Source organism: Collimonas sp. (assembly GCF_039923675.1).
In the GTDB taxonomy this organism is placed as follows: domain Bacteria; phylum Pseudomonadota; class Gammaproteobacteria; order Burkholderiales; family Burkholderiaceae_D; genus Collimonas.
Map to the genome: position 1 here is coordinate 1 of NZ_JBDTCG010000012.1, position 22,090 is coordinate 22,090.

Here is a 22,090-nt window from a genome sequence, read left to right on the forward strand (position 1 = left end):
AGCCAGTTTCAGCAGTTCTGGATCGGGCTTGGCCCGTTTGTTACGCGTTGCGACGGTCATTGTTTCTCCTTGATGGCGGCAGTGTCCTGCCAAATGACCGTTTACACAAAATTATTTACACCCTCAGCGGATCGAAATCCGCCTGCCGCTTTTGTTCGCTATCGTGATTACTTGGCGGCGAGATCGAATTTGCAGACGAAATTCATCATCACTTCTGCCACCGATCCGTCAGCCGGCTTGACAAAGGTCGAGCCTTTCAAAGCATCGCTGTGATCTACCTTGGTGCCGGCGCCATCGAGTCCTGCAAACAGAATCTCTTTACTCAGACGCAAAGTCTTGGCTTTGCAATCGTATTGGGTGAAATCCTGGTAGGACTGGAAGGTTGGCAGTACTTTGGCGTCGCCATCGTTCTTGCGCGGCTCTTTGAAATTCCACATTGACCATGCTTCCCGGATACCCTTGGTTTCCTTGATCGATGCCTGGTCCAGCTTCAGCTCCGAGGTATCGCTGGAACCGACGGATTGCCAGTCGGCGGCGTTAGCGACTACACAAGCAAGGCCGAGGGTAAGGGTGAGCGCTAATTTTTTCATGTAGTTTTCCTTATAAGGTACGTGCTGGGTTCGACTTCGCATAGTAAACATTAATTCCCGCCACGAGGCGGCAAATTGGTAACAAAATGAAAATCAAAAAGCCCCGCACGCGGCGGGGCTCTTTAGTTGCAGCATTACATCGCTGCTGCGAACAAGCTTAAGCCTTCTGTTTTGACAGGCATTGCTTCATGAACACCTTGCGATCGTCACCCTTTTTACCGGTGGCGTCGACATTACATGATTTCATTTTTTCTTGTTGTGTCATAGGAGCAGCGGCTGCCGGCTTTGTGCTCAGGCAATCTTTCATGAAAGCCTTGCGGTCGTCGCCAGCTTTGCCGGTGGCATCTTTGTTGCACGTTGCCATCTTGCTTTGCTGTGCATTTTCGGCAAATGCCGGGTTAAAGATAAAGCAGCAAGCGAGTAATGCCAGACCTGACAGTTTTTTCATGATTTTCTCTCCGTTTCGAACAGTTGGGTTGTCTCCAGCAAAATCGCCGCCCGGCTGGATGCAGCGGCTATGCGGCTTGCTGCATTACAGCACGAAATTTGTCGTCTGCCAATATGTTGGCTATATGCATAGACGAATTCGGCATAAGAGCCTGTTTTCACACTGCCTGCGGAGTCGTTCCACAATGATATTCACAAATGGCATGACTCCTATGTGAAACCGAAATTGGATAAGTCTTTTCAAAATCTCTATACTGCACTGCAACATAGACGATAAAATGAAAGCGAATAATATGATCTCTCCACCACTGCCGATGTCGGCACGCTCGATCGCCCGCGCAATGCAAGCGCAAGCACATCTTGATGCGCATTTCGACGGCAAAAATCCAGCCAAGCAACAACCTGGTCTGCTCGACAAGGTCTTGGCAATCTGGAGCGCGCCTTACAAAAGAATGGGCGGTTCTTTCCTGCGTTTCTGAAGCAGGTTCGTTGCTTGATATCACTAGCCCCGCCGCCTGCGGGGTTTTTTATTGCCCACAGTATGGCGCGACGCCAAAGTTACCCACAGAAAGTGTGTGCAAGCCTGTTGACAACTCGGCTGTAAAAAATCCAAGTCCATGATTCATATGCCCTTTTAACGACTGCTTCCGGTCGGGTCAATTACTACCGCCGACTGCCCGCGACAGGCACTGCATGTCCGGTTCCGTTATGTACAGACAAAAAAAAAGCCCGCTCACCTTGCGGTTGCGGGCTGAATCCAAACCTTAGGAGGTGTTGGAGGAGACAGGTGTAACTATATGGCAATGCAGCATTGTCGTCTGCTTTATTTGCCTGATAACAGATATTAGATATTCATATATCAGCGACAAATATTTCTATCAACTGAAGCGAACTCCCCCTACCTGCCGTCATTTGTGTTTGCCATCATGGCCGCGGCAAGCGTCGGCGCGTGCCTTGCGCATGGCGCCATCCTTGCAACGCATGACGCTGTGTGTGGCGGCCCGATGATTGCCGTCGTAAAAAGATTCCGAGCGACGGTCGTTTCTGGCATCCGGATGCCCTTCAAGTCCCATGGGCCGGTCTTGTGCATAAACTACAGGGGTGACCGCCAGCAACAGCGTCAGTATGCTCAGTAGCTTTTTCATATATCGGACCTTTCGCAATGGTTTCATCAACAAAATGGATCTCTGAGACGACGGCTTAACTTCGAGTCAATCTACGCTCTTTCCGTTCCTCCGCCTAAAAAAATCTTTATCGTTTCGTATCAGATTGTAAGTTTCGGGATTGCAAGTTGAGATAAAGCGCTTCTCCAGACAAGGACTGCAAGCCTGTACGCTCGGCGGCATGGATCAGCGCGGCAATATTGCGATTGGCGAGAGCATCCCTGCCCAGCGATTGCGCCAGACTGACAATTGCGCCATTCAGGTAATCGACTTCGGTCCGGCGCCCCGCCCGCAAGTCTTCCCACATCGACGAGCGCGCTTCCGGATCGATTTTCAGCATGGCTGCCGCAATCCGCTTGAACAATGCATCTGGCAGACGCAGCAGCGCCGGCAGGAATTGCGGGGCAGCCCTGGCGATCTTGGCGGGGCGGATTCCTGCGGCGCGTAAAATCTGAAGCGCCTCCTCGATCAGCAAAGCCAGGCAGCCCCGATAAGCGCGTTGCGACAACTCTTCCTTCAGCGGCAAATCAGAAAGCGCATTCACCGCGTTGTTCAGGTTCAGCAGCAGCTTGCCCCACTGGATGGCTGCGAAATCATGGCGCTGCTGTATCGGCAAATGCGCCTTGTCAAAGATCGCTTGCCAAGGCTCAAACCCGGGGCATGCCTCGATCATCAGCTCGCCGCCGCTGCCGCGATGAAAGCGGCTGCCCTCCATCTGCACGACATTGAAAGGCACCATGCCCGCCAATACCTGCCACCCGGTCATGACGCGACGCAAGGCATCGGCGTTGCCGAAGCCATTCTGCAAACTGACGATCAGCGCCCCCGGTTTGGCGCATTCCGCAATCGCGGCCGCCGCCGCTGTGCTGTCGGCGCTCTTGACGGTCACCAGGATCAGGTCCGCATCGGCTAGTGCGGAGGGATTTTCTTCATAAGGAAAATCAAGCGCCACAAGTTGTTGCCGGCGGCCTGCCAGATCGCTCAGCAGCACGCCCTGGCTGGCAATTTGCCGATGCATGCCGGCGCGGCCGATCATGACCACATCGGCGCCGGCGGCATACAGCGAAGCGCCGACATAGACGCCGATAGAACCGGCGCCGAAGACAGCAATTTTCATCGCGCCATCGTGAACCGTTGCCATCAATAAGCGATATGCAGACGGCGGTACAAGAACCCCAGCACAAACAAGGGCCCGATCAGCAAGAAGCGCAAATCATCGAAAAACGAAGGCTTCTTGCCCTCGATCTTATGCCCGACAAACTGCCCTATCCAGGCAATCACAAACACCGTGATGGACACCGGCAGCACCAGATGCGACGGTAAAACGTAGAGCAGCGCCAGCATCGCAGCGGACATCAACAGCATGCCGATCGCCAGTGGCGCCGACAGGGAAAAATAATGCAGCAGGGACGCCAACGCCGCCGCCACGGCAACCAAGGGATGGATCGCCCATAGCAAACCCAATAGCGTGAAGACGATCACCGGCACGCAGATGAAATGAATCACCTCGTTGACCGGGTTCAGGTGGCTTTCAGAGTATTTGGCAAGCAAGGTGTCGATGGTGCGGCCTGCCAATTGCTGGGTATTCTGGTTCATGACGGTCTCCATGTTCTTGGTATACGACCATCTTAGACCATCATTTTTCCTCGCGCTTGAACGCAATCGCCATTTTTTGCAACTCCGAGGGTACGACGCCGAAGGTATTGCGGAAGGTCCGACTCATATGCGCCAGGTCGGCAAAACCGGCGCCGTGTGCGGCATGCGTCATATTATCGCCGCGTGCGACCGCATCGACCGCAGCCATCAAGCGCGACCACAACAGGTAGCGCGATAGCGACAGGCCGGTCTGCTGGCGAAACAGATGGGTAAAGCGGCTGGCCGACAAATGCACGCTGGCGGCCAGCTCGGCGCCGCTCAACGGCTGTTGCACCGGATGTGCCGCAATCGAAGCCAGCGCCTGGCTGATGCGGTGATCAAACCCCGGCCGCGCGCGGTCATGCAGCGTGGTGCACGCCAGCCAGTCTTGCGCCAGTTGCCCGGCCTGCTGCAGGTCAAGGCCGCCATGCCGGGCCGGCACGAGTCCGTCACGCACTGCCGCGAAACCAGCGGCACTGTCATAGTCGGCCACCAGTACGCTGTGTGCAGCCGGTGAACGCTGCGGCAACTCGATGAACAAATGCGCCAGCAAGCTCGCTTCGCAGTGAATCTGGTGCGGCTGGTTGGAGCCAAAGATGGCGGCGCGCGTGGTGATCCACGGCAGGTCCGGCGCCAGGCGGGCCTGGAACGGAGCGTCCAGGCCCCAGGTCAGCTGGGTCGCAAAATGTGCGTGGAATCTGGAGTCGATGCCGGGACCGATCACCAGGGAACAGCCGCGCCAAAGAAACAGCTGTGAGCGTTGCGCGTTCTTCAATGTCGCTTTGCCTCGCAGGGAACCACGGTTGCTGACGCGACTTCGGCCAGGATCTTAAAATTTATGGCAGGTGCAATTGCCCCATCGGTACAAATGCATTTTGTGAAATAGATGCTTGATCTCGTTGGGCACGCCGCCCAACAAGACTTCGGGCGCTGTCAGGCCAAACACACCCAGGCTGATCGACGGTTCCAGCGACACCACCGCATGCCAGGTGCGCTTCGGAATGAAGAGCGCGTCGCCCGCTTCCACTCGCGCATACAGACCCAGCGTTTTTTCAAATTCCTTGAGTTGATCCGGTTGCTGGTCAAGCCGCGAGATATTGATGTCGCTCAGGATCGCACCCCAGTCGAATTTCTCGGAGATGCACATATGCGGTGTTTGTTCGGGCGGGAACAGTATGAATTCCTTGCTGCCGCGGACCTGGCAAAACCAGTTATGCGGAAAGTCATAATGCAGGCCGGTGACGGTGTTGGCCGGCCCCATGAAGACATACTCCCAGGTCCAGCGCCAGCCCGGCCACAAATCCTTGATCGAAAAATCATGGCGCAGCGCCGGAAATTCGTCGAGGATATTCCACTGCGCCAGATACATGCGGTCAGGCTGGAACGACTGCATGTGCGCCCAGTCGAGAAAAAATTCTTCTCCGGCCGCCAGTTGATGGCGGCGGCGGTCCGGCAGCAAGCCGACATCGTCCGGCAAGGCACGCTTGGCCAGTTGCGCCAGCCCTTGCAGATAAGGGCTGACCGGCATCACCGGCCGGGGCCGGGTCTGGCCCTGCTCCACCAATCCGTTCTGGAATTTCACCTGCGGCTCGGAACCGTCCTTGTAGCGCAGCGCCGCCATTTGTTCAAACGACCAATTCTGCTGCGCCGGCCAGTTGCGCAATGCGCCCTTGACCAGCAAAGGCCGGGTACGCGCGCCAAAGCCACCGTCACGCGCAAGCTGATCGGCATCGATCTGGTCGACTAACTGGAAGGATGGGCCGCGAATCGAAGTCATGGATAAATAAAAAAATCAGAAAAATTAAAAAAAGCTGAAAGAAAAGCGGCATGCCCAGGCAATCCGCATGCCGCCATGCTTGTGCAATCCTGTAGTTTAGCAGGATGCATGGCAGAAATTTCCCCGGAAGTTTTTCTGCGATGTGAAATGATCCGACGCCTAGAAATTCCGGATATCGTCCTGGATCATGCGGATCCGGTTGTCGCTGTTCACGCGATTGATCAGCCGGGCTTGTGCGGCTTGCCAGAGCTGGTCGCGGTCCATCAGATACCCTTCGGTGCGGTAGCCATACCTGCCCTTGCCACTCTCCGGCACGTCGCCGTAATAGCTGATGGTGGTGCGACGGCTTTCCGCCACTTCGTTATAACGCAGGTCCAGGTTAGGCACGCGGGTGACCGACAAGTCCAGGGTGATTTGCATCGAATTTTCTTCGACCACCACTTTGCGGTTGAAACGGTAGGTGCGCACCGCCGTCGTACCGTCCTGATTCCTGGATTCGACATTCTCGCTCACCGCTTCCACGTACTGCCGGTATTTGGGCGGATAGTAGAGGTAGGACGTGTTTAGGTACATGCCCAGGTCGGCATTGCCGCCGGCGCCATATTGAAACCGGGTAAAGCCGAGATCGAACAGTCCCAGCACGCTGCGGGTGATGTCGCCGTTCGGTTCGTTGCTGCTGATTTGGAGCACGACGGTGCCCATGGCGCGATATTTGTCGGCAAGCGTCTGGCATCCTTATAGGCGCCATGGTCCCGGTACACGTTATAGGCGTTATAGAAAGCCTGGCCGGCGTCGCGGTACATGGCCCTGCTGCGTTGCTGGTTACGCGCCACCAGACCCTGCCCTTGCCGGTAGTAGTCGCCGGCGTCCTGGTTGTCGGCTGCGTATTTGTATTTGCCGGCTTGCTTCCTGGCGTCTTTGTAGTCGCCATATTTTTGATAGGTGTCGGACGCCGCGGCAAAACCGATGGCGGCCTGGCGGTTGTTCTTGACGGCGGCTGCGGCGCCAGCCTTCAGGTAGTACTGGCCGGCCAGGTTTTCGCGCAATACGAGTTCGGAATAGCGCTCCGGCAAATCGGTGTATCTGGCGTAATAACTGCGGCTGGCCAGCAGGGTCCGGATCTCCAGCAACGCTGAATAGGCAGCTATTTTCTTGTCGTATTCGCGATCGGCGACATTCTTGATGGTGGATTCATAACTGGATTCGATAATCCGGAAACGTTCGCGGATGGCGTTTCTTTCGTCGCTATCGTCGTAGCCGGCTTTCTTGTATTTCTCATCGAGATAGGTAATTGTCGATCTGACACTAGTGACATAATTGCCTTTTTCAAACTGCGAGATCGAGGTGGACAATGAGGCGCAGCCGGCAAGCAGCAACGCGCAGGCCAGCAACAACATGACTGACAGGATGGAGCGGATTTTTTGCATTCAGTTTCCCTGTGACGGCTCCCGCCGCACGCCACAATACGGCGATGTGGTGGGTGGCATGGAACAATGGCAGATCTTAAGCGCAAGTAATTCCACGCGCAATCTCTGCAGGGGCCATGAAATGGCTGGATTCTGTTGCCGCTTCCGTTGCCGCTTCCGTTGCCGCTTCTGTTGCCTGAATCGCGGCTGCCTATCGAATGAGCAATCGCGGCAAATAAAAAAAGCCCGCCACCTTGCGGCAGCGGGCTAAATATCAACATAGGAGAGGATAGGCTCCGATAGACAACTCATTCTAGTAAGAATCGGACGCTGCCACACCTGTCACATTTGACAGGTTTACAAACGAAAATTTATGACAGTCATTTTGCATGCAGCAACGTTGCAAGGATTGTTATTTGACCAATCATTCAATCAGCGCGCATGGCGGCGGCCGGTTCGTTGTGGATTCATGCGCGTTCATACCATGTCTCTGGCAAGCTACGCGCGCCCACCGCGGTAATCGCTTCCCGCAACCATGACAAGGCAGGATCGTTCTGGTTGCGTGGATGCCACGCCGCGAAGGGGGAAATCCGCGCGTCTGGAACGGCAGTTCGAAACCGTCCAGCCGAGCGCGGTGTACAAAGGTGCAATCAAAGTCAGGCCCCGTACCGCGAAAATTAAAGGCTTGCAACTTAGGGGCTGGATGCTTTAAGCCGTTATTTTAAGCTGCTATTTCAACAATCCTGCAGCTACGCTAGCGGGTAGCCGACCATTCATTGGCCAGGAATTCGCGCCACGGCTCGAAGTATTTTTCGCGCCAGCCTTTCTTGACGTCCTCATACTCCTGCTCGGGAACATCCAGGTGAACCAGGTCGATACGGCCTTGTTCACCCTGCGGATGAAACGACAGAAACAGGACCGAATCGGGATCGTCGTCGGTAAACGCCGGCGAGCGCCAGGTCTGGACGATCAGCCGCGGCTTGGCGACCTGCAGCATGACGCCGCTCAGGGCGCCGTCGAACGCCTCGAATTCGTCGCCGGCCCGATCCCCGATCACCACCGGCAAGCCGGTGATCGCCTGGTGCAACAACGGATCGACATACATATCGAACAGTGCTTCGGCAGGCGCCTTCAGGACCACTGTCTTATAAATCACATTGCGCATGGCGGCTCTTCCTTCAGTGCTGTAAGCAAAGCATCGGAACAACGGAAAAAGCGCCACGGCAAATCATGCATTTGAATTCATGGGTTCAAATGGCGCGGTAAAACTTTACCTCATTTTACGCAAACTCATTTCATCGCACGTCGCATGCCGACGTACAAGGCTTCCACCTTTTCACGCGCCCACACTGTCTTGCGCAGAAATGTCAGGCTGGACTTGATGCTGGGGTCGCTCTTGAAACAACGGATATCGATGCGCTGCCCCAGGCCATCCCAGCCATAATGTGCGACCAGTTCAGTCAGCATCGCCTCCAGCGTGACGCCATGCAGATGTTGTTGTGTATTTTGTGTCATGTGCTTCTCGATCAACGTTCAAGGTGACATTTTACGTCCTCGCTTGCGCGGCCCCCGTTGGGTACAGTATTAAAGTTTTCTGGAATTTTGTCGTTAACTGAATGACACTTATCCAGAAAGGATGCCATGAAAATCAGTTCCTCGGCTGCCCATGCGGCAACCCGGTCGGGCGATGAGAATCTGGCCGAGATGCAGATCAAGGGCTTGCAATTGCAGATCAACTCGATTGAAACGGAAATCAGCCGGCTAAGCCAAATGGCCGCGGCGCCGCAACTATCCGGGACGCAACAAGCCGGCGCAGAAGATAAAAACAAAGGCCGGCGGAGAAACATCCGACTGTCTCTGCCGGCGGCAATGTGAACCTGTATATCTGAATCGGAGCGCGGCCCGGCGCTGACCTGCCGGGCCGGCGCCGCTATCAAGGCTGCAGGTTAGCCTTGTAGAATGCCGTCACCGCATCGGCCAGCAACTTGTGCGTATGCGTGGTCGGATGCAAGGTATCCCAGAACACGAAGCTGTCCGGATTGCCGCACTGTGAACGGGCGCTCTGCGTGCTCAGGTAATTCAAGCTCGAATCGGTATTGATGTTGAGGCAGGACTGGGTGGTGTTGCTGACCCGGTATTTGGCTGGATTGGTCAGCAGATCGTTGAACAAGGCATACGTATCGTACAGCTGAATATGCAGGCTGCTGCCGTATTGCGCTTGCAGCGAAGCGACCAGTGCAGTCAGGCGATTGTTCAGATCGATCACCTGCGCCGCCACGGTCGCTCCCGTGGTCTTGATGGTGAAGACCGGCGCCTTGGACACATCCGGCAGTTTCAGCAACAGGATATTCCGCGCGCCGGACTGGATCAGGCTTTGCAAGGCCTGGGTTTCGCCGCTGATCACCTGGTCGACCGTGCTGTTGTAATTGACCAGGTCGTTGCCGCCGATCAGCAAGGTGAACAAGGTGTTTTGCGGCTGATAATTCTGCGCCTTCTGCATGTAGGTCGTATACGACTGCACTTGCTGGATCACGCCAGGTATCACCAGGTTCTGGGTGGTCACGCCGGCGCCGCCAATCGCCCAGTTATACAAGGGCAGCTGCAGGTTGGCGGCCAGATATTCAACCCAGTTCTTGCCGTTGCTGAAATGGCCCAGGAACCAGCTATTGGAGTTGGGCAAATTCCAATTCGAGGCGTTGTAGATATTCTGGGTATCGGACAAGCTGTCGCCAAAGGCGACAATCTTGTTGATGCCGCTTTGCGCCACGCTATCGGTGGTCCAGACGGTGTAGTTGAACGACAGCGCATTATCGGCGGCGGCCACCATCGCCACCGGCTGGCTGATACCCTTGGCGGTCAGCGTGCTTTGGCAGACGGATTGCAAGGTGCTTTGGGCGACATCGCTATAGAACATGTTTTCCCAGTTCAGCGCGCCGCCGGCCCACCAGTAGCCGTTGATGCGGTAATAGTCGCCGCTGGACGGATCCAGACCCCAGGCGTAGGTCGTGGTCGGTTTGGTCGGATCGCTGTTGGTGCGGTACCAGCAACGCAAATAGGTATAGGTGTTGCTGCTGGCGGCATTGGCGACAGCGCCGGCAGCCATGCTGCGTGCGGTCGTGGCCGGCTTCCGGCTCGGCTTTTGCTTCAGCAGCTGTTCCTTGGAGAGCGGTCCGGCAGACGATAAATGATGGGTGTAAAGGGGATCGGGTTTTACTTCAGGGGATACTGTTTCTGCCACAGCCATATTCGAACACAAAGCACAAAGTACAAATAGTGTTTTCATTGCTGGTTTCCTTGTTGTAGTTACTGCTAAAGGCTTTTGCATCAAAAGGATTGCCCGGCAGGCGCCGCATTCACCACGGGCGGCAGCCGGGAATGGAATGGGCGGACGGTAACAAAATACCATCAGTGTCCTGCCCGCGGCAATATTGACATATGGAAACATTTTTAAGGCGGATTAAGCGTCGTTAAGATGTTTTCCTCTAATCAGAAGTTACCCACAAAAATTGTGGACAGCATTGTTGATAACTCCCTTTCAATTTTTCTATGTGACTGATTTATATAAGATTTTTATCACTGCTCAACTTTCATTTCCGAAGTTACCCACAGAAATTGTGGACAGTCCTGTTGATAACTCCCCAACTGTCAAGATAAGTACATGATTCATAAGGATTTTTCATCACTGTTCAATATCTCGTTGCAGACTTACCCACAGAAATTGTGGACAGTCCTGTTGATAACATGCCTGTGTTTCAGCTAAGTGACTGATCTGCATGGGATTTTTATCGATGCTCAGAATACTGCGCGGAAAATTTCCAGGCAGGCCGACATGACTTTAAGAGTCGCTTAATTCAATCCGGCTACACTGTCACGATTGTCGGCAGCCTGATTTTGTAAACATCAGCGCCGTGCGTTTTTTCCCCGAGGAGTTGGAGCTATGCGTTTGCTGTTGGTGGAAGACGATCTGATGGTGGGCGAAGCCGTGCGCAAGGGATTGCGGCAGGACGGTTTTGCGGTGGACTGGGTGCAGGACGGCGTCGCCGCGCTCAGCGCGCTGGCGCAAGAGGATTATCAGCTATTGCTGCTGGACCTCGGCCTGCCGAAAAAAAACGGCCTGGAAGTGCTGAAGTCCTTGCGTGCCGGCGGCAATCAGATTCCGGTGCTGATCCTGACTGCGCGCGACGCCATATCGGACCGGGTTGCCGGGCTGGACGCTGGCGCCGACGATTACCTGGTCAAACCTTTCGACCTGGAAGAACTGGCGGCGCGTATCCGCGCCCTGTTGCGACGCCGCTCTGGGCGCGCCGAACCGCTGGTCGAACTGGGCCAGTTGACGCTCAATCCGGCCACCCATGAAGTCACGCTGGACGGCCAGCAAGTCAATCTGTCGGCACGGGAATTCGCCTTGCTGCGGGCTTTCCTCGATCGCCCCGGCGTCGTGCTGTCGCGCGCGCAGCTGGAAGAAAAAATGTACGGCTGGGACGACAGCATAGAAAGTAACGCGGTCGAAGTTTACATCCACGCACTGCGCAAAAAACTTGGTAGCAACTTCATCAAGAATGTACGCGGCATCGGTTACATGGTGGCTAAATGAGATGGACCTCGTCGACGCCGTCGATACGCAGGAGCCTGCTGCGCTGGCTGGCGGCCGGCTTGAGCGCCGGCATCTTGCTGGCCGGGATTGCCCTGTATTTCCAGGTGCGTGGCGAAGCCAACACGCTGTTCGACTACCAGATGCAGAAAATCGTCGCCTCGCTGCCGCGCCAGGCGTTCTTGCCGATGATCGACGGCAGCGACGCCGGGCCTGAGCTGGATGACCAGATCATGATCCAGATCTGGGACAATACCGGCGTCGTGATTTATCACTCGCATTCGCAAGAATTTCTGCCGTTGCAGGCGGAACTGGGCTTTACCAATGTCCGCCTGAGCACCGGCCTGTGGCGCGTGTACAGCGCACAGATCGGTAATACCGTGGTGCAGATCGCGCAGCCGCAAAGTGCCCGCAACCGCATCGCCGCGCAGATGGCGGTCAAGACCTTCACACCGTTGCTGCTGCTGTTTCCGCTATTAGGCATATTGGTCTGGATCGCCGTCAGCCGCGGCCTGGCGCCGATCAAACGGGCGGCCGCCGAAGTCCAGGCGCGCGACATGCACGCCTTGTCGGCCATCCCCGACGCCAAGCTGCCGCAGGAAATCCAGCCGCTGACGCAGGCCTTGAACGATCTCCTGGCGCGGCTGGGGCAGTCGATCAATGCCCAGCGCGCCTTTGTCGCCGACGCGGCGCATGAGCTGCGCACACCGCTTACCGCCTTGCGCCTGCAGGTGCAACTGGCGGAACGCGCCAACGACGATGCTGAACGGCACGTGGCCTTCTACGACCTCAAGCAAGGACTGGACCGCGCCACCCACCTGCTGCAGCAATTGCTGACGCTGGCGCGGCAGGAACCCGGCGCGTTTGAACAAGCCCATGCCGCGCTCGACATGAACGCACTGGTGCACAGCGTCATCAGCAATTTTGCGGTGACCGCCAATGCCCAGCAGGTCGACCTTGGCATCAGTTCAGAGATGCAGGCCAGCATCACCGGCAACGCCGACGCCTTGCGCATCCTGCTCAACAACCTGATCGACAATGCCTTGCGCTACAGTGCGGCCGGCAGCAGCATCGACGTCTCGATTGCGCAGGACGCGGCAGGAGTGACGGTCACGGTGGAAGACCACGGCCCCGGCATTCCCGAGGCCGATTTGCAACGCGTGTTCGACCGCTTCTACCGCGCTGCGGGCAGCCAGTCGCAGTCGCACGGCAGCGGCCTCGGCCTGGCGATCGTCAAGCAGATTGCGGACGCCCATCGCGCCAGCGTCAGCCTGCGCAATACCGGCCATGGCTTGCTGGCCAGCGTGTACTTCCCGGCTTGAAGCCAATGACTGTCTCGCAAGAACCTTGGATTTTTTAAGTTTGCTTTAATTTTCGCGCTTTATGCTGTGTGCTATTCCATCCGCAAAGGAGCACAGCATGACTCGTCAGAATTTCACCCGCAGCATCATTGCAGCCGCCGTTCTGGTTGTGGCTGGCGGCGCCTACCTGCATTCCAGGAACGCTGACATCGGCATCGAAAATGCGAACGCGGCGGTGCCTGCAACCGTACCTGTAGCGGCGCCGGCGGCAACGGTCAGCAACGCTGCGCCCGCCGTTGCGGTGGCTACCGATTTTTCCAGCATCGTCGAACGCGCCGGACCTGCGGTAGTCAACATCAGCGTCACCGGCAAGGCCAAGCAAAGCGCTGTAGCCGACCAGGATGACGATTCGGCTGACGCCGATCCGAACGATCCGTTCTCGCAATTCTTCAAACGCTTCGGCCCGCAACTGCAAATCCCGCGCCATCCGCAAATCATGCGCGGCGAAGGCTCCGGCTTCATCATCAGCTCTGATGGCCTGATCCTGACCAACGCCCATGTGGTCGACGGCGCCCAGGAAGTGACAGTCAAGCTGACCGACCGCCGCGAATTCAAGGCCAAGGTGCTGGGCTCCGACAAGCAGAGCGATATCGCCGTGATACGGATCGACGCCAAGAATCTGCCGATTGTGCAGATCGGCAATCCGGCCCTGACCAGGGTCGGCGAGCCGGTGCTGGCGATAGGCTCGCCTTACGGCTTTGAAAATACCGCGACCGCCGGCATCGTCAGCGCCAAGTCGCGTACTCTGCCGGACGATACCTATGTGCCGTTCATCCAGACCGACGTCGCCGTCAATCCCGGCAACTCTGGCGGCCCGCTGTTCAATATCAAGGGCGAAGTGATCGGCATCAATTCGCAGATCTATAGCCAGACCGGGGGTTACCAGGGCCTGTCGTTTGCGATCCCTATCGACGTCGCCACCAAGGTTGAACAACAGTTGGTCGCGCATGGCAAAGTCACCCGCAGCCATCTCGGCGTCGCCGTGCAAGAGGTCAATCAAGCCCTGGCTGAATCGTTCGGCCTGAAGAGCGCCGCCGGCGCGCTGGTCAGCTCGATCGACAGGGGCAGCCCGGCCGACAAGGGCGGAATGCAAGTGGGCGATGTGATCCTGCGCTTCGACGGCAAAGCCATCAACCAGTCGGCTGACTTGCCTGGCCTGGTGGCGGATACCGCGCCCGGCACTTCCAGCAGCATTGAAGTAATGCGCGCCGGCCAACCCAAGACGCTGACGATCAAGCTGACGGAAGCCACGCCGCTCAAGATCGCGGGCAAGGATAACGGCGCCAACTCGCAAGGACGGCTGGGCCTGGCCCTGCGCGAACTGAGTCCGGACGAGCAGCAACAGGTCGGCATCCACGGCGGGCTGGTGGTGGAAGACGCCACCGGGCCGTCGGCGGTGGCAGGCATCCAGCGCGGCGATGTGATACTGTCGCTCAACGGCAAGCCGGTCAACAGCGTCGAGCAGTTGCGTCAGCTGGTCAGCAAGGCGGGCAAGAATGTGGCGCTGCTGGTGCAGCGCGACAAAGACAAGATCTTCGTCCCTCTGAATCTAGGCTAATCGAATTTGACGGAACCTGGCGAAAAACGGGGCAGCGATGATCAAGCAGATAAATAACGCTGGCGACAACAATTTATCGAAACACATCCTGCCCTCTTCCGCCACCATGATCGGGGTTTGCATCACGGCCTTGTCGATTATCAAACTCGCAAGATTCAGCGGGCTGGCGGTCTGGCTCAGCCACTTGCTGGCGCTGAACAGCCTGGTGTTTCTCACCAGCGGCGTGCTGTCTTATGCCGCAATGCGTTCGACCCAGAGCGCGCGGCTTGAGCATTATGCCGACATCGCCTTCATCTTCGGCCTAACCTTGCTCAGCTTGTCCACCGTCTTCATGGCGGTCGTGATTGACTGATTGATTGACTGAACGCTCCCTGCTTGAATTCTCATTCAGAGCAAAGTTACCCACAGAAACTGTGGACAGTCCTGTTGATAACTCCGATTCGGATCAGCTATGTGGTTGATCTATATGGATTTTTTACATCTGCTTATTGTTGTACCTCAACTGCCTGTTGCGACAGCGGCTACGATGCATCGACGCTGGTTGTCAAGCCTGAATAACGTTTTTTTGCAATCGGCAGCACTTGAGCGATCGCTCAATTTGCAAATTGCGCGTGACCCGCCTACCCTACCTATTCCCTCTCACCTGCCATCGCAAAATCCTGACTCCCCGGCTCACCAGCTCCCGCACCATCATTAAAAAAATTTGGTTTTTTTGGCAATCAAACCATATCCACCAAATATAATTAAAAAATATTTTCAACTTGTCGATCCTGCCGTCCGTGGTTCGACTACTTAGCAGAAACGGGATTTCGGCGGCCGCCGCGGCCCACGCCCCGACTCATTCACTGACACTTTACATGACGCTTAACGGAGAGTTCAACATGCACTTCATGATCATACGCAAGGCCGACAAAGAAACCGAAGCGGGCATCATGCCCAGCGAATCGCTGATCGCGGCAATGATAAAATTTAACGAAGAAATGGTGCAAGCCGGCGTCATGCAGGCCGGCGAAGGCCTGCATCCCAGCAGCAAGGGTGCGCGTATCAAGTTCTCGGGCGGCAAGCCGACCATCATCGACGGCCCGTTCGCCGAAACCAAGGAACTGATCGCCGGTTTCACCATGATCCAAGTGGAGTCGAAAGCCGAGGCGCTGGAATGGGTCAAGCGCTGGCCGGCCGAAGATGCCGGCGGCAACGTCGAACTGGAGCTGCGCCAGGTATTTGCGGCCGAGGATTTCGGCGACGCCTTCACGCCGGAGTTGCGCGAAACCGAGGAACGCTTGCGCCGGCAGGCGGCCGCCACCGCCAAGTCTTGACCGCAACCGGACACCTCACATCACATAGGAGAATTTCATGCGCAAGATCATCACCATCGCTGCCATCGTCGTTGTGCTTGCACTGGTCCTGGCGCTTGGCCTTGCCGCGCTCCAGTCCGGCACATTCAACGTCCGGCGCACGGCCTCGATCAAGGCGCCGCCGGACAAGATCTTCGCCATGATCGATGACTTCCACCAGTGGGGAGCCTGGTCGCCCTACGAGAAACTGGACCCGGCCATGCAGCGCAGCTTCAGCGGCGCCGCCAGCGGTAAAGGCGCGGTGTATGCATGGGACGGCGAGAGCGGCACGGTGGGTTCGGGGCGCATGGAAATCACGGATACATCGCCCTCTTCCAAGATCGTGATCAAGCTGGATTTCTTCAAACCGCTGGAAGGCCACAACACGGCGGAATTTACGATTACACCCCAGGGCGACAGCAACAATGTGACCTGGGCCATGTATGGCCCCAAACCCTATCTATCGAAAATCATGGGCCTGTTTTTCAGTATGGACAGCATGATCGGCAAGGATTTCGAGACCGGTCTTGCCAACCTGAAAGCCGTCGCGGAAAAGTAAGCGGCGTTTAGCATTGCGTCTCGCATTGCAACACAAGACGTACGTTTTTTGCAGGTTTCTTCATTCAATCATTCATAACAGGAGCACGTCATGCAATTGAATCCCTACCTTAATTTCAACGGCAACTGCGACGCCGCGTTCAAGTTCTACGAGAAAGTCCTGGGCGGAAAAATCGTTCTCAAGATGACTTACGGCGAAACCCCGGACGGCGGCGGCGAACAATGCCCGCCGAGCTCGAAAGATCATCTCGCCCATGTGCGGCTGGAAGCGCCAGGCCTGGTATTGATGGGCTCCGACTGTCCGCCGGGATATTTTGAAAAAGCCCAGGGCGTTACCCTGTCGCTAACCGTCGACAAGCTGGCCGAGGCAGAGCGCTTGTACAACGCATTGAAAGAAAACGGCGTGGTGAAAATGGCGCTGGCGAAAACCTTTTGGGCGGCCGGTTTCGCCATGGTAACCGATCAGTTCGGTACGCCATGGATGATCAACTGCGAAAAAGAAACCTGATCGCCAATCGCAGCATCGTTGAAAAATTTGCGCGCCGCACGTCCCGGGAGGACGGCGGCGCGTTACTCCATGCGGGCGTTAAAAAACCGGCAATTTGGCGACCGTCACCCGGTCGATAAAGAATTCGCCGTCGATACATTTCCGGTGCGGCACGCCGACCACCTTGAAACCCGGGCCGCCTTCCTTGACCCAGATCTGCGCCACAGTATCGAAATCTTCCACATCCAGGCCGAGCAAGGGTGCGGACAGCACAAATTGCGCGCCGTCTTTCTGCCTCTGCAAAACTTCTTCGATCGTCTTTGCCATGATTTAATAAACTCTATATAAAATTTTTGGCAACTATTCAGCGGCCATAAGATACCGACCGACAGTCCACACCGTGATTCCTGACCGGGTCATTCCTGACCGGGTCATTCCCGCGCACGCGGGAATCCATGTTAGTGCGTAATGTGGATCCCCGCGTTCGCGGGGATGACAGCGGTTTCAGCAAGCATAGGGACTGAATAGTTACAATTTGGGTAAATCCGCTGTCGCGAGATAGCTCAGGCATCGCGCAACAATTCGCGCGGCAGCTCGTAGGTTTCCTTGATCGCCTGCAGCACGATATTCGAGCGGATATCCTGCACGCCCGGTATCTTGTACAGCTTCTCCAGCACGAAGGCGGAATAGTGTTTCAAGTTGCGCGCCTTCACCCGCAGCAGATAATTGGCGTCGCCGGTGATGATGTAGGAACCGACCACCTCCGGATAATTCTGTAGCGCCTGCATGAAGTTCTCATGCCAGCTTTCGACATCGCGGCGCATGGTGACTTGCACGAACACATCCAGTTCCAGGCCGAGTTTTTCCGGGCTCAGCAAGGCGCTGTAACGGCTGATGATGCCCTCTTCTTCAAGAATCCGCACCCGTCGCAGACAGGAGGAAGGCGACAGGAATACCTGTTCCGCCAGATCCTGGTTGCTGATGCGGCCATTCTGCTGCAACAGCGTCAGAATGTTTAAATCGATGGCATCCAGTTGCATTGAAATTATCTTTCAATATTTTCAGGTTATTTTTAGATATATTCTAAAATTAACTGAAATTGTATCGCAATTTCGTATAAAAATTCCAATCAGCTCGCCTAAAATAATTCCACGAATTCAGCATGGGAGATCGCTATCGACACCGAGTTCAGCGCGCAAGCCAACCGGGATATCGCCGACGGCTGCCCGGTGCGGGCCGTCCTGCGCCAACTTTAATTTTCTGGAGCAAAAAAAATGACAAATAATATCGACAGCCGCACCGCTTGCCAGGCGCTGGACGCCGACGATCCGCTGGCGCCGCTGCGCGAACAATTCGATTTGCCGCCCGGCGTGATCTACCTCGATGGCAATTCGCTCGGCGCCCGTCCGCGCGCCTCCCTGCAACGGGCGCAGCAAGTCATCCAGCAAGAATGGGGCGTCGACCTGATCCGCAGCTGGAACAAGGCCGGCTGGTTCGACCTGCCAGGCCGCCTGGGCAACCAGCTGGCGCCGCTGATCGGCGCCAAGGATAACGAAGTGGTGATCACCGACTCCACCTCGATCAACCTGTTCAAGCTGCTGGCGGGTGCTTTGCAGCTGCAAGCCGCCAAGCCGGATGCGGCGACGCGCAAGGTGATCGTCACCGAACGCGACAATTTCCCGACCGACATCTACATGGCGCAGGGCCTCACAGAATGGCTGAACCGCGGCTACCGCATCCACCTGATCGATTCGCCGCAAGAACTCGCCAGCGCAGTGAATGCGGAAACCGCCGTGCTGATGCTGACCCACGTCAACTACCGCAGCGGCCATCTGCATGACATGCGCGCAGTCACCGCCGCCGCCCAGGAACAGGGCGCGCTGGTGCTGTGGGACCTGGCCCATTCGGCCGGCGCCGTGCCGATCGACCTGCATGCGGCGAATGCCGATTTCGCGGTCGGCTGCACCTACAAATATATCAACGGCGGCCCCGGCGCGCCGGCCTTTGCCTGGATCGCACCGCGCCATCATGCGCAGTTCCGGCAGCCGCTGTCAGGCTGGTGGGGCCATCGTGCACCGTTCACCATGCAAGCCGAATTCGCACCGGTCGATGGCATCCGGCGCGCGCTGTGCGGCACCCAGCCCATCGTGTCGCTGGCGATGGTGGAATGCGGCCTTGATGTATTCGGATTAACCGACATGTCAGCCCTGCGCCGCAAATCGCTGGCGCTGACCGACCTCTTCATCAGCCTGGTGGAAAGCCGCTGCGCCGGCCTCGACCTGACACTGGTGACGCCGCGCGCGCATGCCGAGCGCGGCAGCCATGTCAGCTTCGCCCATCCGCACGGTTATGGCATCATGCGCGCATTGATCGCGCGCGGTGTGATCGGCGACTACCGAGAACCGCAGGTGATGCGCTTCGGCTTTACGCCGCTCTACACCGGCTTCGCCGATGTCTGGGACGCCGTCGAGATCGTGCGCCAGATCCTGATCGGCAAAGACTATGAAATCAACGCGCAGCAAGAAGCCGTCACCTGATACCTGATCAAGCGGGAGAGAAAAATGGAATGCCCTTACAAACCTGAAAATTCCTGGCATGGCGCCGAGATGGAATTCAAAGACAACATGAGCTATGGCGATTACCTGGCGCTGGACCAGGTCTTGTCGGCGCAAAAGCCGCTCTCGCCCAACCACAATGAAATGCTGTTCATCATCCAGCACCAGACCAGCGAGCTGTGGATGAAGCTGATGCTGCATGAGCTGCACGCGGTGCGCCAGCAGTTGCGCAATAACGATTTATCGCCGGCTTTCAAGATGATGGCGCGGGTGGCGCGCATCATGGATCAGCTGGTGCACGCATGGGATGTGCTGGCGACCATGACGCCACCGGAATACACGGCGATCCGACCCTATCTCGGTCATTCATCCGGCTTCCAGTCCTACCAGTACCGGGAAATCGAATTCCTGTTGGGGAACAAGAACGCCGCCTTGCTGCAGGTGCATCAGCATTCGCCCGAATCGTATGCACGCTTGCAAGATGCCCTGCAACAGCCGTCGATCTACGATGAGGCGGTGATGCTGATGGCGCGCGCCGGTTTGCCGGTAGACGCGGCACGCCTGAGCATGGATTGGAGCCTGCCCACCAGTGCCGACAATTCGGTGGAAACAGCCTGGCTGACGGTGTACAAGACACCGGACACGCATTGGGAGCTGTATGAGCTGGCGGAAAAACTGGTCGACCTGGAAACGTCGTTCCGCTACTGGCGCTTCCGCCACCTGACCACGGTGGAACGCATCATCGGCTTCAAGAAAGGCACCGGCGGCACCGAGGGCGCGAGCTATCTCAAGATGATGCTGGATGTGGTGCTGTTTCCGGAATTGTTTTCACTGCGGACTTCTCTTTAACATCTTAACCGCGCCTTGTCGCCCGCTCGCGCGCGTCTCTCACATCGGCCGGATCGCAGCGCAATTCGAGCAGCTGGTTGACGGCGATCTCATCCGCCAACGACGTCGCCGTCACTTGCGCGCCGAAGAAATTCGTGCCCAGGCTCAGTGCATTGCATAGTCGCTTGCGGCCTTGCTCATCGGACGGCAGTTGCAAGACGACTGTCAAATAGTCTGGCGAGACGCCGGCATCAGCGGTCTGCGCAAGCATAGCGCCCACTTGCATCGACCGCGCCGCGGTTTTAGCGGGTGCATGAGCGGTCTCAGCGGCCACGGCGGCCTGCTCCAACTCCGCCACCGACACCACCACTGAACTATGCGGCCCTGGCCATTTCTTGACGCCACCGATCAGCGCCGGAACGCCGCCGCTGACCTCATAATCGCTCTCGGAAACTTTTTCGTAATGAAAGGGCTCCCATCCTTCGACGCCATGCTTGCGCTTGGCAACCAGCTCCAGCACCTGGCTCTGCGGCGCGCCATTGCCAAGCATGCCGACTTCGCTCAATCCCGGATCACTACCCGCCGTTGCTTCGTCCATCTTGTTGCCTCTTGTTTTTAATCTTGTATTTAAAACGGATTGCTGACTTTGACCACCGGAGCAACAGCCACCTTGTCCGGCAAGGTTCTCGATTCGAGCTCTTCCACCACCCGGTTAACCAGCGCTTGCAAAGTTTTAGCGAGCTCCAGCCCGGGCGCATCCAGCGTCAGGTCGAGATCGCCGAACAAACTCACCCGGTCCAGGCGATTTTCGATATTCAGCTTGCCGATGGCAAGCGTCGCGCTTTCATCGGCGAACGGCGTAAATTTAGACATGCGACCATCCTTTGTTAATCAGATTTGTGACGAAATTGACCAGCATCTTCACCACATCATCCATTAATTTCGACAGTAAGTCCTTCTCTATTTTCTTGACTTGGGTTGCCGGCTCGGGCCACCTTTCCGGCGTGCTGCGTTCCGAGGCGCTGCGTTCGCCGCGGCCGCCAGCGGCAGGCAAGGTCATCGCCACATCCTTGACGCGTTTTGACACGCCCGGCAGCAGATCGATACGCAAGGTGCTTTCCAGTTGCGATACCGACAAGGTCTGATAATGCGGGGTATCTTCGTTCTTGATAAAGTAGGCGGCGGCCTGCTGTCTCTTGGGACTGTAAACGACTTTATAGATATAAGTAGGCACCAGCACATTGCCGATTTTTTGCAGATCCTGGCCGAGGAAGGCCGGACCGGTAATCACATACAGCTCGCCGTCCTTGACCGCCATGCGCCGTACTGCGCTCTCGATCCCGGCCCAGATATGGCGGTTGTTTTGCGGATTCTGCGGAATCATGTTGGCCAGGCTGAAGCTTTCGTACTGCGAAGTCCGGTTGGCCATGTCGCCATTCGGGCTCATGTGGCCGCGATCGAAACCGGAGCGCGCATAGTCTTTGAGCTCGGCGCGGCCGCTGATCAGCAAACCCGGTTCGGGATGAAAGGAGTTTTCACGCGACAGGGTGCGCGCAGCATCGATGTTATCGCGCGTCAGGTGCTCGGCCGACCACAAGGGCGTGCGCGTAACGCTCGAATGCATGACCGCAAAAGCCTGGTAGCACAATTCCTGGGTCTGGCGCGCCAGCTTGTCATTCAGGATTTTAGGCGCCTGGCCGCCAGCGTAATGCGATGGACAATCTGTAGCAAATACAGAAGAAGTCAGAAACAAACCAAGAAGCAGAAAACGACGGAACTTGTACGGCATTGCTCACCAAA

The 22,090-nt window shown here is 56.8% G+C and carries 28 protein-coding genes; 11 read left to right on the top strand and 17 right to left on the bottom strand.

What is annotated here, in order from left to right; translation table 11 throughout:
• Nucleotides 1-167: 167 nt before the first annotated feature.
• On the bottom strand, nucleotides 168-590 hold the full coding sequence (locus ABI171_RS02205) for a surface-adhesin E family protein (protein WP_348090986.1): 423 nt from the start codon (nucleotides 588-590) through the stop codon (nucleotides 168-170).
• A gap of 157 nt (nucleotides 591-747) precedes the next feature.
• Nucleotides 748-1,038: a PsiF family protein gene (locus ABI171_RS02210; protein WP_348090987.1), complete on the bottom strand. Its 291-nt coding sequence runs from the start codon at nucleotides 1,036-1,038 to the stop codon at nucleotides 748-750.
• A 292-nt stretch (nucleotides 1,039-1,330) separates the two neighbouring features.
• Between ABI171_RS02210 and ABI171_RS02215 the strand changes: the two genes are divergently transcribed.
• Nucleotides 1,331-1,516: a hypothetical protein gene (locus tag ABI171_RS02215; RefSeq protein WP_348090988.1), complete on the top strand. Its 186-nt coding sequence runs from the start codon at nucleotides 1,331-1,333 to the stop codon at nucleotides 1,514-1,516.
• A 429-nt stretch (nucleotides 1,517-1,945) separates the two neighbouring features.
• Here the strand turns inward: ABI171_RS02215 and ABI171_RS02220 are convergent, their stop codons facing one another.
• The 9 genes from ABI171_RS02220 to ABI171_RS02260 form a co-directional block, all read right to left on the bottom strand.
• Nucleotides 1,946-2,182 carry a hypothetical protein gene (locus ABI171_RS02220; protein ID WP_348090989.1) on the bottom strand — a complete coding sequence of 79 codons (237 nt, stop codon included), beginning with the start codon at nucleotides 2,180-2,182 and terminating at the stop codon, nucleotides 1,946-1,948.
• Nucleotides 2,183-2,288: 106 nt separating this feature from the next.
• Entirely contained in the window at nucleotides 2,289-3,317 is a 1,029-nt protein-coding gene (locus ABI171_RS02225) for a 2-dehydropantoate 2-reductase (protein ID WP_348090990.1), read from the bottom strand.
• Between the two features lie 23 nt (nucleotides 3,318-3,340).
• Nucleotides 3,341-3,796 carry an Mpo1-like protein gene (locus ABI171_RS02230; RefSeq protein ID WP_348090991.1) on the bottom strand — a complete coding sequence of 152 codons (456 nt, stop codon included), beginning with the start codon at nucleotides 3,794-3,796 and terminating at the stop codon, nucleotides 3,341-3,343.
• Between the two features lie 40 nt (nucleotides 3,797-3,836).
• On the bottom strand, nucleotides 3,837-4,610 hold the full coding sequence (locus ABI171_RS02235; protein ID WP_348090992.1) for an AraC family transcriptional regulator: 774 nt from the start codon (nucleotides 4,608-4,610) through the stop codon (nucleotides 3,837-3,839).
• Between the two features lie 54 nt (nucleotides 4,611-4,664).
• Nucleotides 4,665-5,612, bottom strand: coding sequence for a cupin-like domain-containing protein (locus ABI171_RS02240; protein ID WP_348090993.1), 948 nt, complete (start codon nucleotides 5,610-5,612; stop codon nucleotides 4,665-4,667).
• 159 nt (nucleotides 5,613-5,771) lie between these two features.
• Nucleotides 5,772-6,185 (bottom strand): hypothetical protein, encoded by a 414-nt coding sequence (locus ABI171_RS02245; RefSeq protein WP_348090994.1) that lies wholly within the window; start codon nucleotides 6,183-6,185, stop codon nucleotides 5,772-5,774.
• On the bottom strand, nucleotides 6,176-7,039 hold the full coding sequence (locus ABI171_RS02250) for a hypothetical protein (protein ID WP_348090995.1): 864 nt from the start codon (nucleotides 7,037-7,039) through the stop codon (nucleotides 6,176-6,178). Before ABI171_RS02250 ends, ABI171_RS02245 begins: the two co-directional genes overlap by 10 nt.
• A gap of 733 nt (nucleotides 7,040-7,772) precedes the next feature.
• The gene (locus ABI171_RS02255; protein WP_348090996.1) at nucleotides 7,773-8,183 is read right to left on the bottom strand and encodes an SRPBCC domain-containing protein; all 411 of its coding nucleotides are present in this window, start codon (nucleotides 8,181-8,183) and stop codon (nucleotides 7,773-7,775) included.
• Between the two features lie 125 nt (nucleotides 8,184-8,308).
• On the bottom strand, nucleotides 8,309-8,533 hold the full coding sequence (locus ABI171_RS02260) for a VF530 family protein (protein ID WP_348090997.1): 225 nt from the start codon (nucleotides 8,531-8,533) through the stop codon (nucleotides 8,309-8,311).
• Between the two features lie 126 nt (nucleotides 8,534-8,659).
• Here ABI171_RS02260 and ABI171_RS02265 point away from each other — a divergent pair, with 126 nt between their 5' ends.
• Nucleotides 8,660-8,893, top strand: a complete 234-nt coding sequence (locus ABI171_RS02265) for a hypothetical protein (RefSeq protein ID WP_348090998.1) — start codon at nucleotides 8,660-8,662, stop codon at nucleotides 8,891-8,893.
• Nucleotides 8,894-8,951: 58 nt separating this feature from the next.
• Here the strand turns inward: ABI171_RS02265 and ABI171_RS02270 are convergent, their stop codons facing one another.
• Nucleotides 8,952-10,301, bottom strand: a complete 1,350-nt coding sequence (locus tag ABI171_RS02270; RefSeq protein ID WP_348090999.1) for an SGNH/GDSL hydrolase family protein — start codon at nucleotides 10,299-10,301, stop codon at nucleotides 8,952-8,954.
• Between the two features lie 654 nt (nucleotides 10,302-10,955).
• Between ABI171_RS02270 and ABI171_RS02275 the strand changes: the two genes are divergently transcribed.
• The 7 genes from ABI171_RS02275 to ABI171_RS02305 all read left to right on the top strand — a co-directional run bounded on the left by ABI171_RS02275 (nucleotide 10,956) and on the right by ABI171_RS02305 (nucleotide 16,928).
• Complete coding sequence (locus ABI171_RS02275) at nucleotides 10,956-11,612, top strand: response regulator transcription factor (protein ID WP_348091000.1); 657 nt, start codon at nucleotides 10,956-10,958, stop codon at nucleotides 11,610-11,612.
• Nucleotides 11,609-12,931, top strand: coding sequence for an ATP-binding protein (locus ABI171_RS02280; protein ID WP_348091001.1), 1,323 nt, complete (start codon nucleotides 11,609-11,611; stop codon nucleotides 12,929-12,931). Before ABI171_RS02275 ends, ABI171_RS02280 begins: the two co-directional genes overlap by 4 nt.
• Nucleotides 12,932-13,028: 97 nt before the next feature.
• Nucleotides 13,029-14,528: a DegQ family serine endoprotease gene (locus ABI171_RS02285; RefSeq protein ID WP_348091002.1), complete on the top strand. Its 1,500-nt coding sequence runs from the start codon at nucleotides 13,029-13,031 to the stop codon at nucleotides 14,526-14,528.
• Between the two features lie 37 nt (nucleotides 14,529-14,565).
• On the top strand, nucleotides 14,566-14,880 hold the full coding sequence (locus ABI171_RS02290) for a hypothetical protein (protein ID WP_348091003.1): 315 nt from the start codon (nucleotides 14,566-14,568) through the stop codon (nucleotides 14,878-14,880).
• A 529-nt stretch (nucleotides 14,881-15,409) separates the two neighbouring features.
• Nucleotides 15,410-15,844: a YciI family protein gene (locus ABI171_RS02295; RefSeq protein ID WP_348091004.1), complete on the top strand. Its 435-nt coding sequence runs from the start codon at nucleotides 15,410-15,412 to the stop codon at nucleotides 15,842-15,844.
• Nucleotides 15,845-15,881: 37 nt separating this feature from the next.
• The gene (locus tag ABI171_RS02300; protein WP_348091005.1) at nucleotides 15,882-16,421 is read left to right on the top strand and encodes an SRPBCC family protein; all 540 of its coding nucleotides are present in this window, start codon (nucleotides 15,882-15,884) and stop codon (nucleotides 16,419-16,421) included.
• Nucleotides 16,422-16,511: 90 nt separating this feature from the next.
• Nucleotides 16,512-16,928 carry a VOC family protein gene (locus ABI171_RS02305; RefSeq protein WP_348091006.1) on the top strand — a complete coding sequence of 139 codons (417 nt, stop codon included), beginning with the start codon at nucleotides 16,512-16,514 and terminating at the stop codon, nucleotides 16,926-16,928.
• A 78-nt stretch (nucleotides 16,929-17,006) separates the two neighbouring features.
• Here ABI171_RS02305 and ABI171_RS02310 read toward each other — a convergent pair whose 3' ends face one another.
• Nucleotides 17,007-17,234, bottom strand: coding sequence for a hypothetical protein (locus tag ABI171_RS02310; RefSeq protein ID WP_348091007.1), 228 nt, complete (start codon nucleotides 17,232-17,234; stop codon nucleotides 17,007-17,009).
• Nucleotides 17,235-17,470: 236 nt separating this feature from the next.
• The gene (locus ABI171_RS02315) at nucleotides 17,471-17,947 is read right to left on the bottom strand and encodes an Lrp/AsnC family transcriptional regulator (RefSeq protein WP_098493604.1); all 477 of its coding nucleotides are present in this window, start codon (nucleotides 17,945-17,947) and stop codon (nucleotides 17,471-17,473) included.
• A gap of 234 nt (nucleotides 17,948-18,181) precedes the next feature.
• Here ABI171_RS02315 and kynU point away from each other — a divergent pair, with 234 nt between their 5' ends.
• Both kynU and kynA read left to right on the top strand, forming a co-directional pair.
• Nucleotides 18,182-19,444, top strand: coding sequence for a kynureninase (kynU, locus tag ABI171_RS02320; RefSeq protein WP_348091008.1), 1,263 nt, complete (start codon nucleotides 18,182-18,184; stop codon nucleotides 19,442-19,444).
• A 24-nt stretch (nucleotides 19,445-19,468) separates the two neighbouring features.
• Entirely contained in the window at nucleotides 19,469-20,311 is an 843-nt protein-coding gene (gene kynA / locus ABI171_RS02325; protein WP_348091009.1) for a tryptophan 2,3-dioxygenase, read from the top strand.
• Nucleotides 20,312-20,315: 4 nt separating this feature from the next.
• Here kynA and ABI171_RS02330 read toward each other — a convergent pair whose 3' ends face one another.
• The 3 genes from ABI171_RS02330 to ABI171_RS02340 are packed head-to-tail and all read right to left on the bottom strand — an operon-like array spanning nucleotide 20,316 to nucleotide 22,079.
• Entirely contained in the window at nucleotides 20,316-20,888 is a 573-nt protein-coding gene (locus ABI171_RS02330; RefSeq protein WP_348091010.1) for a hypothetical protein, read from the bottom strand.
• Nucleotides 20,889-20,917: 29 nt separating this feature from the next.
• Nucleotides 20,918-21,163 carry a hypothetical protein gene (locus ABI171_RS02335; RefSeq protein ID WP_348091011.1) on the bottom strand — a complete coding sequence of 82 codons (246 nt, stop codon included), beginning with the start codon at nucleotides 21,161-21,163 and terminating at the stop codon, nucleotides 20,918-20,920.
• Nucleotides 21,156-22,079: a DNA/RNA non-specific endonuclease gene (locus ABI171_RS02340; protein WP_348091012.1), complete on the bottom strand. Its 924-nt coding sequence runs from the start codon at nucleotides 22,077-22,079 to the stop codon at nucleotides 21,156-21,158. The genes ABI171_RS02335 and ABI171_RS02340 overlap by 8 nt, the downstream gene beginning before the upstream one ends.
• Between the last annotated feature and the right edge of the window lie 11 nt (nucleotides 22,080-22,090).

Excerpts from the sequence above, each read along its gene's own strand:
- ABI171_RS02205 (WP_348090986.1), bottom strand. The coding sequence starts at position 590 with ATGAAAAAATTAGCGCTCACCCTTACCCTCGGCCTTGCTTGTGTAGTC.
- ABI171_RS02210 (WP_348090987.1), bottom strand. The coding sequence starts at position 1,038 with ATGAAAAAACTGTCAGGTCTGGCATTACTCGCTTGCTGCTTTATCTTT.
- ABI171_RS02215 (WP_348090988.1), top strand. The coding sequence starts at position 1,331 with ATGATCTCTCCACCACTGCCGATGTCGGCACGCTCGATCGCCCGCGCA.
- ABI171_RS02220 (WP_348090989.1), bottom strand. The coding sequence starts at position 2,182 with ATGAAAAAGCTACTGAGCATACTGACGCTGTTGCTGGCGGTCACCCCT.
- ABI171_RS02225 (WP_348090990.1), bottom strand. The coding sequence starts at position 3,317 with ATGAAAATTGCTGTCTTCGGCGCCGGTTCTATCGGCGTCTATGTCGGC.
- ABI171_RS02230 (WP_348090991.1), bottom strand. The coding sequence starts at position 3,796 with ATGAACCAGAATACCCAGCAATTGGCAGGCCGCACCATCGACACCTTG.
- ABI171_RS02240 (WP_348090993.1), bottom strand. The coding sequence starts at position 5,612 with ATGACTTCGATTCGCGGCCCATCCTTCCAGTTAGTCGACCAGATCGAT.
- ABI171_RS02245 (WP_348090994.1), bottom strand. The coding sequence starts at position 6,185 with ATGTACCTAAACACGTCCTACCTCTACTATCCGCCCAAATACCGGCAG.
- ABI171_RS02250 (WP_348090995.1), bottom strand. The coding sequence starts at position 7,039 with ATGCAAAAAATCCGCTCCATCCTGTCAGTCATGTTGTTGCTGGCCTGC.
- ABI171_RS02255 (WP_348090996.1), bottom strand. The coding sequence starts at position 8,183 with ATGCGCAATGTGATTTATAAGACAGTGGTCCTGAAGGCGCCTGCCGAA.
- ABI171_RS02260 (WP_348090997.1), bottom strand. The coding sequence starts at position 8,533 with ATGACACAAAATACACAACAACATCTGCATGGCGTCACGCTGGAGGCG.
- ABI171_RS02265 (WP_348090998.1), top strand. The coding sequence starts at position 8,660 with ATGAAAATCAGTTCCTCGGCTGCCCATGCGGCAACCCGGTCGGGCGAT.
- ABI171_RS02270 (WP_348090999.1), bottom strand. The coding sequence starts at position 10,301 with ATGAAAACACTATTTGTACTTTGTGCTTTGTGTTCGAATATGGCTGTG.
- ABI171_RS02275 (WP_348091000.1), top strand. The coding sequence starts at position 10,956 with ATGCGTTTGCTGTTGGTGGAAGACGATCTGATGGTGGGCGAAGCCGTG.
- ABI171_RS02280 (WP_348091001.1), top strand. The coding sequence starts at position 11,609 with ATGAGATGGACCTCGTCGACGCCGTCGATACGCAGGAGCCTGCTGCGC.
- ABI171_RS02285 (WP_348091002.1), top strand. The coding sequence starts at position 13,029 with ATGACTCGTCAGAATTTCACCCGCAGCATCATTGCAGCCGCCGTTCTG.
- ABI171_RS02290 (WP_348091003.1), top strand. The coding sequence starts at position 14,566 with ATGATCAAGCAGATAAATAACGCTGGCGACAACAATTTATCGAAACAC.
- ABI171_RS02295 (WP_348091004.1), top strand. The coding sequence starts at position 15,410 with ATGCACTTCATGATCATACGCAAGGCCGACAAAGAAACCGAAGCGGGC.
- ABI171_RS02300 (WP_348091005.1), top strand. The coding sequence starts at position 15,882 with ATGCGCAAGATCATCACCATCGCTGCCATCGTCGTTGTGCTTGCACTG.
- ABI171_RS02305 (WP_348091006.1), top strand. The coding sequence starts at position 16,512 with ATGCAATTGAATCCCTACCTTAATTTCAACGGCAACTGCGACGCCGCG.
- ABI171_RS02310 (WP_348091007.1), bottom strand. The coding sequence starts at position 17,234 with ATGGCAAAGACGATCGAAGAAGTTTTGCAGAGGCAGAAAGACGGCGCG.
- ABI171_RS02315 (WP_098493604.1), bottom strand. The coding sequence starts at position 17,947 with ATGCAACTGGATGCCATCGATTTAAACATTCTGACGCTGTTGCAGCAG.
- kynU (WP_348091008.1), top strand. The coding sequence starts at position 18,182 with ATGACAAATAATATCGACAGCCGCACCGCTTGCCAGGCGCTGGACGCC.
- kynA (WP_348091009.1), top strand. The coding sequence starts at position 19,469 with ATGGAATGCCCTTACAAACCTGAAAATTCCTGGCATGGCGCCGAGATG.
- ABI171_RS02330 (WP_348091010.1), bottom strand. The coding sequence starts at position 20,888 with ATGGACGAAGCAACGGCGGGTAGTGATCCGGGATTGAGCGAAGTCGGC.
- ABI171_RS02335 (WP_348091011.1), bottom strand. The coding sequence starts at position 21,163 with ATGTCTAAATTTACGCCGTTCGCCGATGAAAGCGCGACGCTTGCCATC.
- ABI171_RS02340 (WP_348091012.1), bottom strand. The coding sequence starts at position 22,079 with ATGCCGTACAAGTTCCGTCGTTTTCTGCTTCTTGGTTTGTTTCTGACT.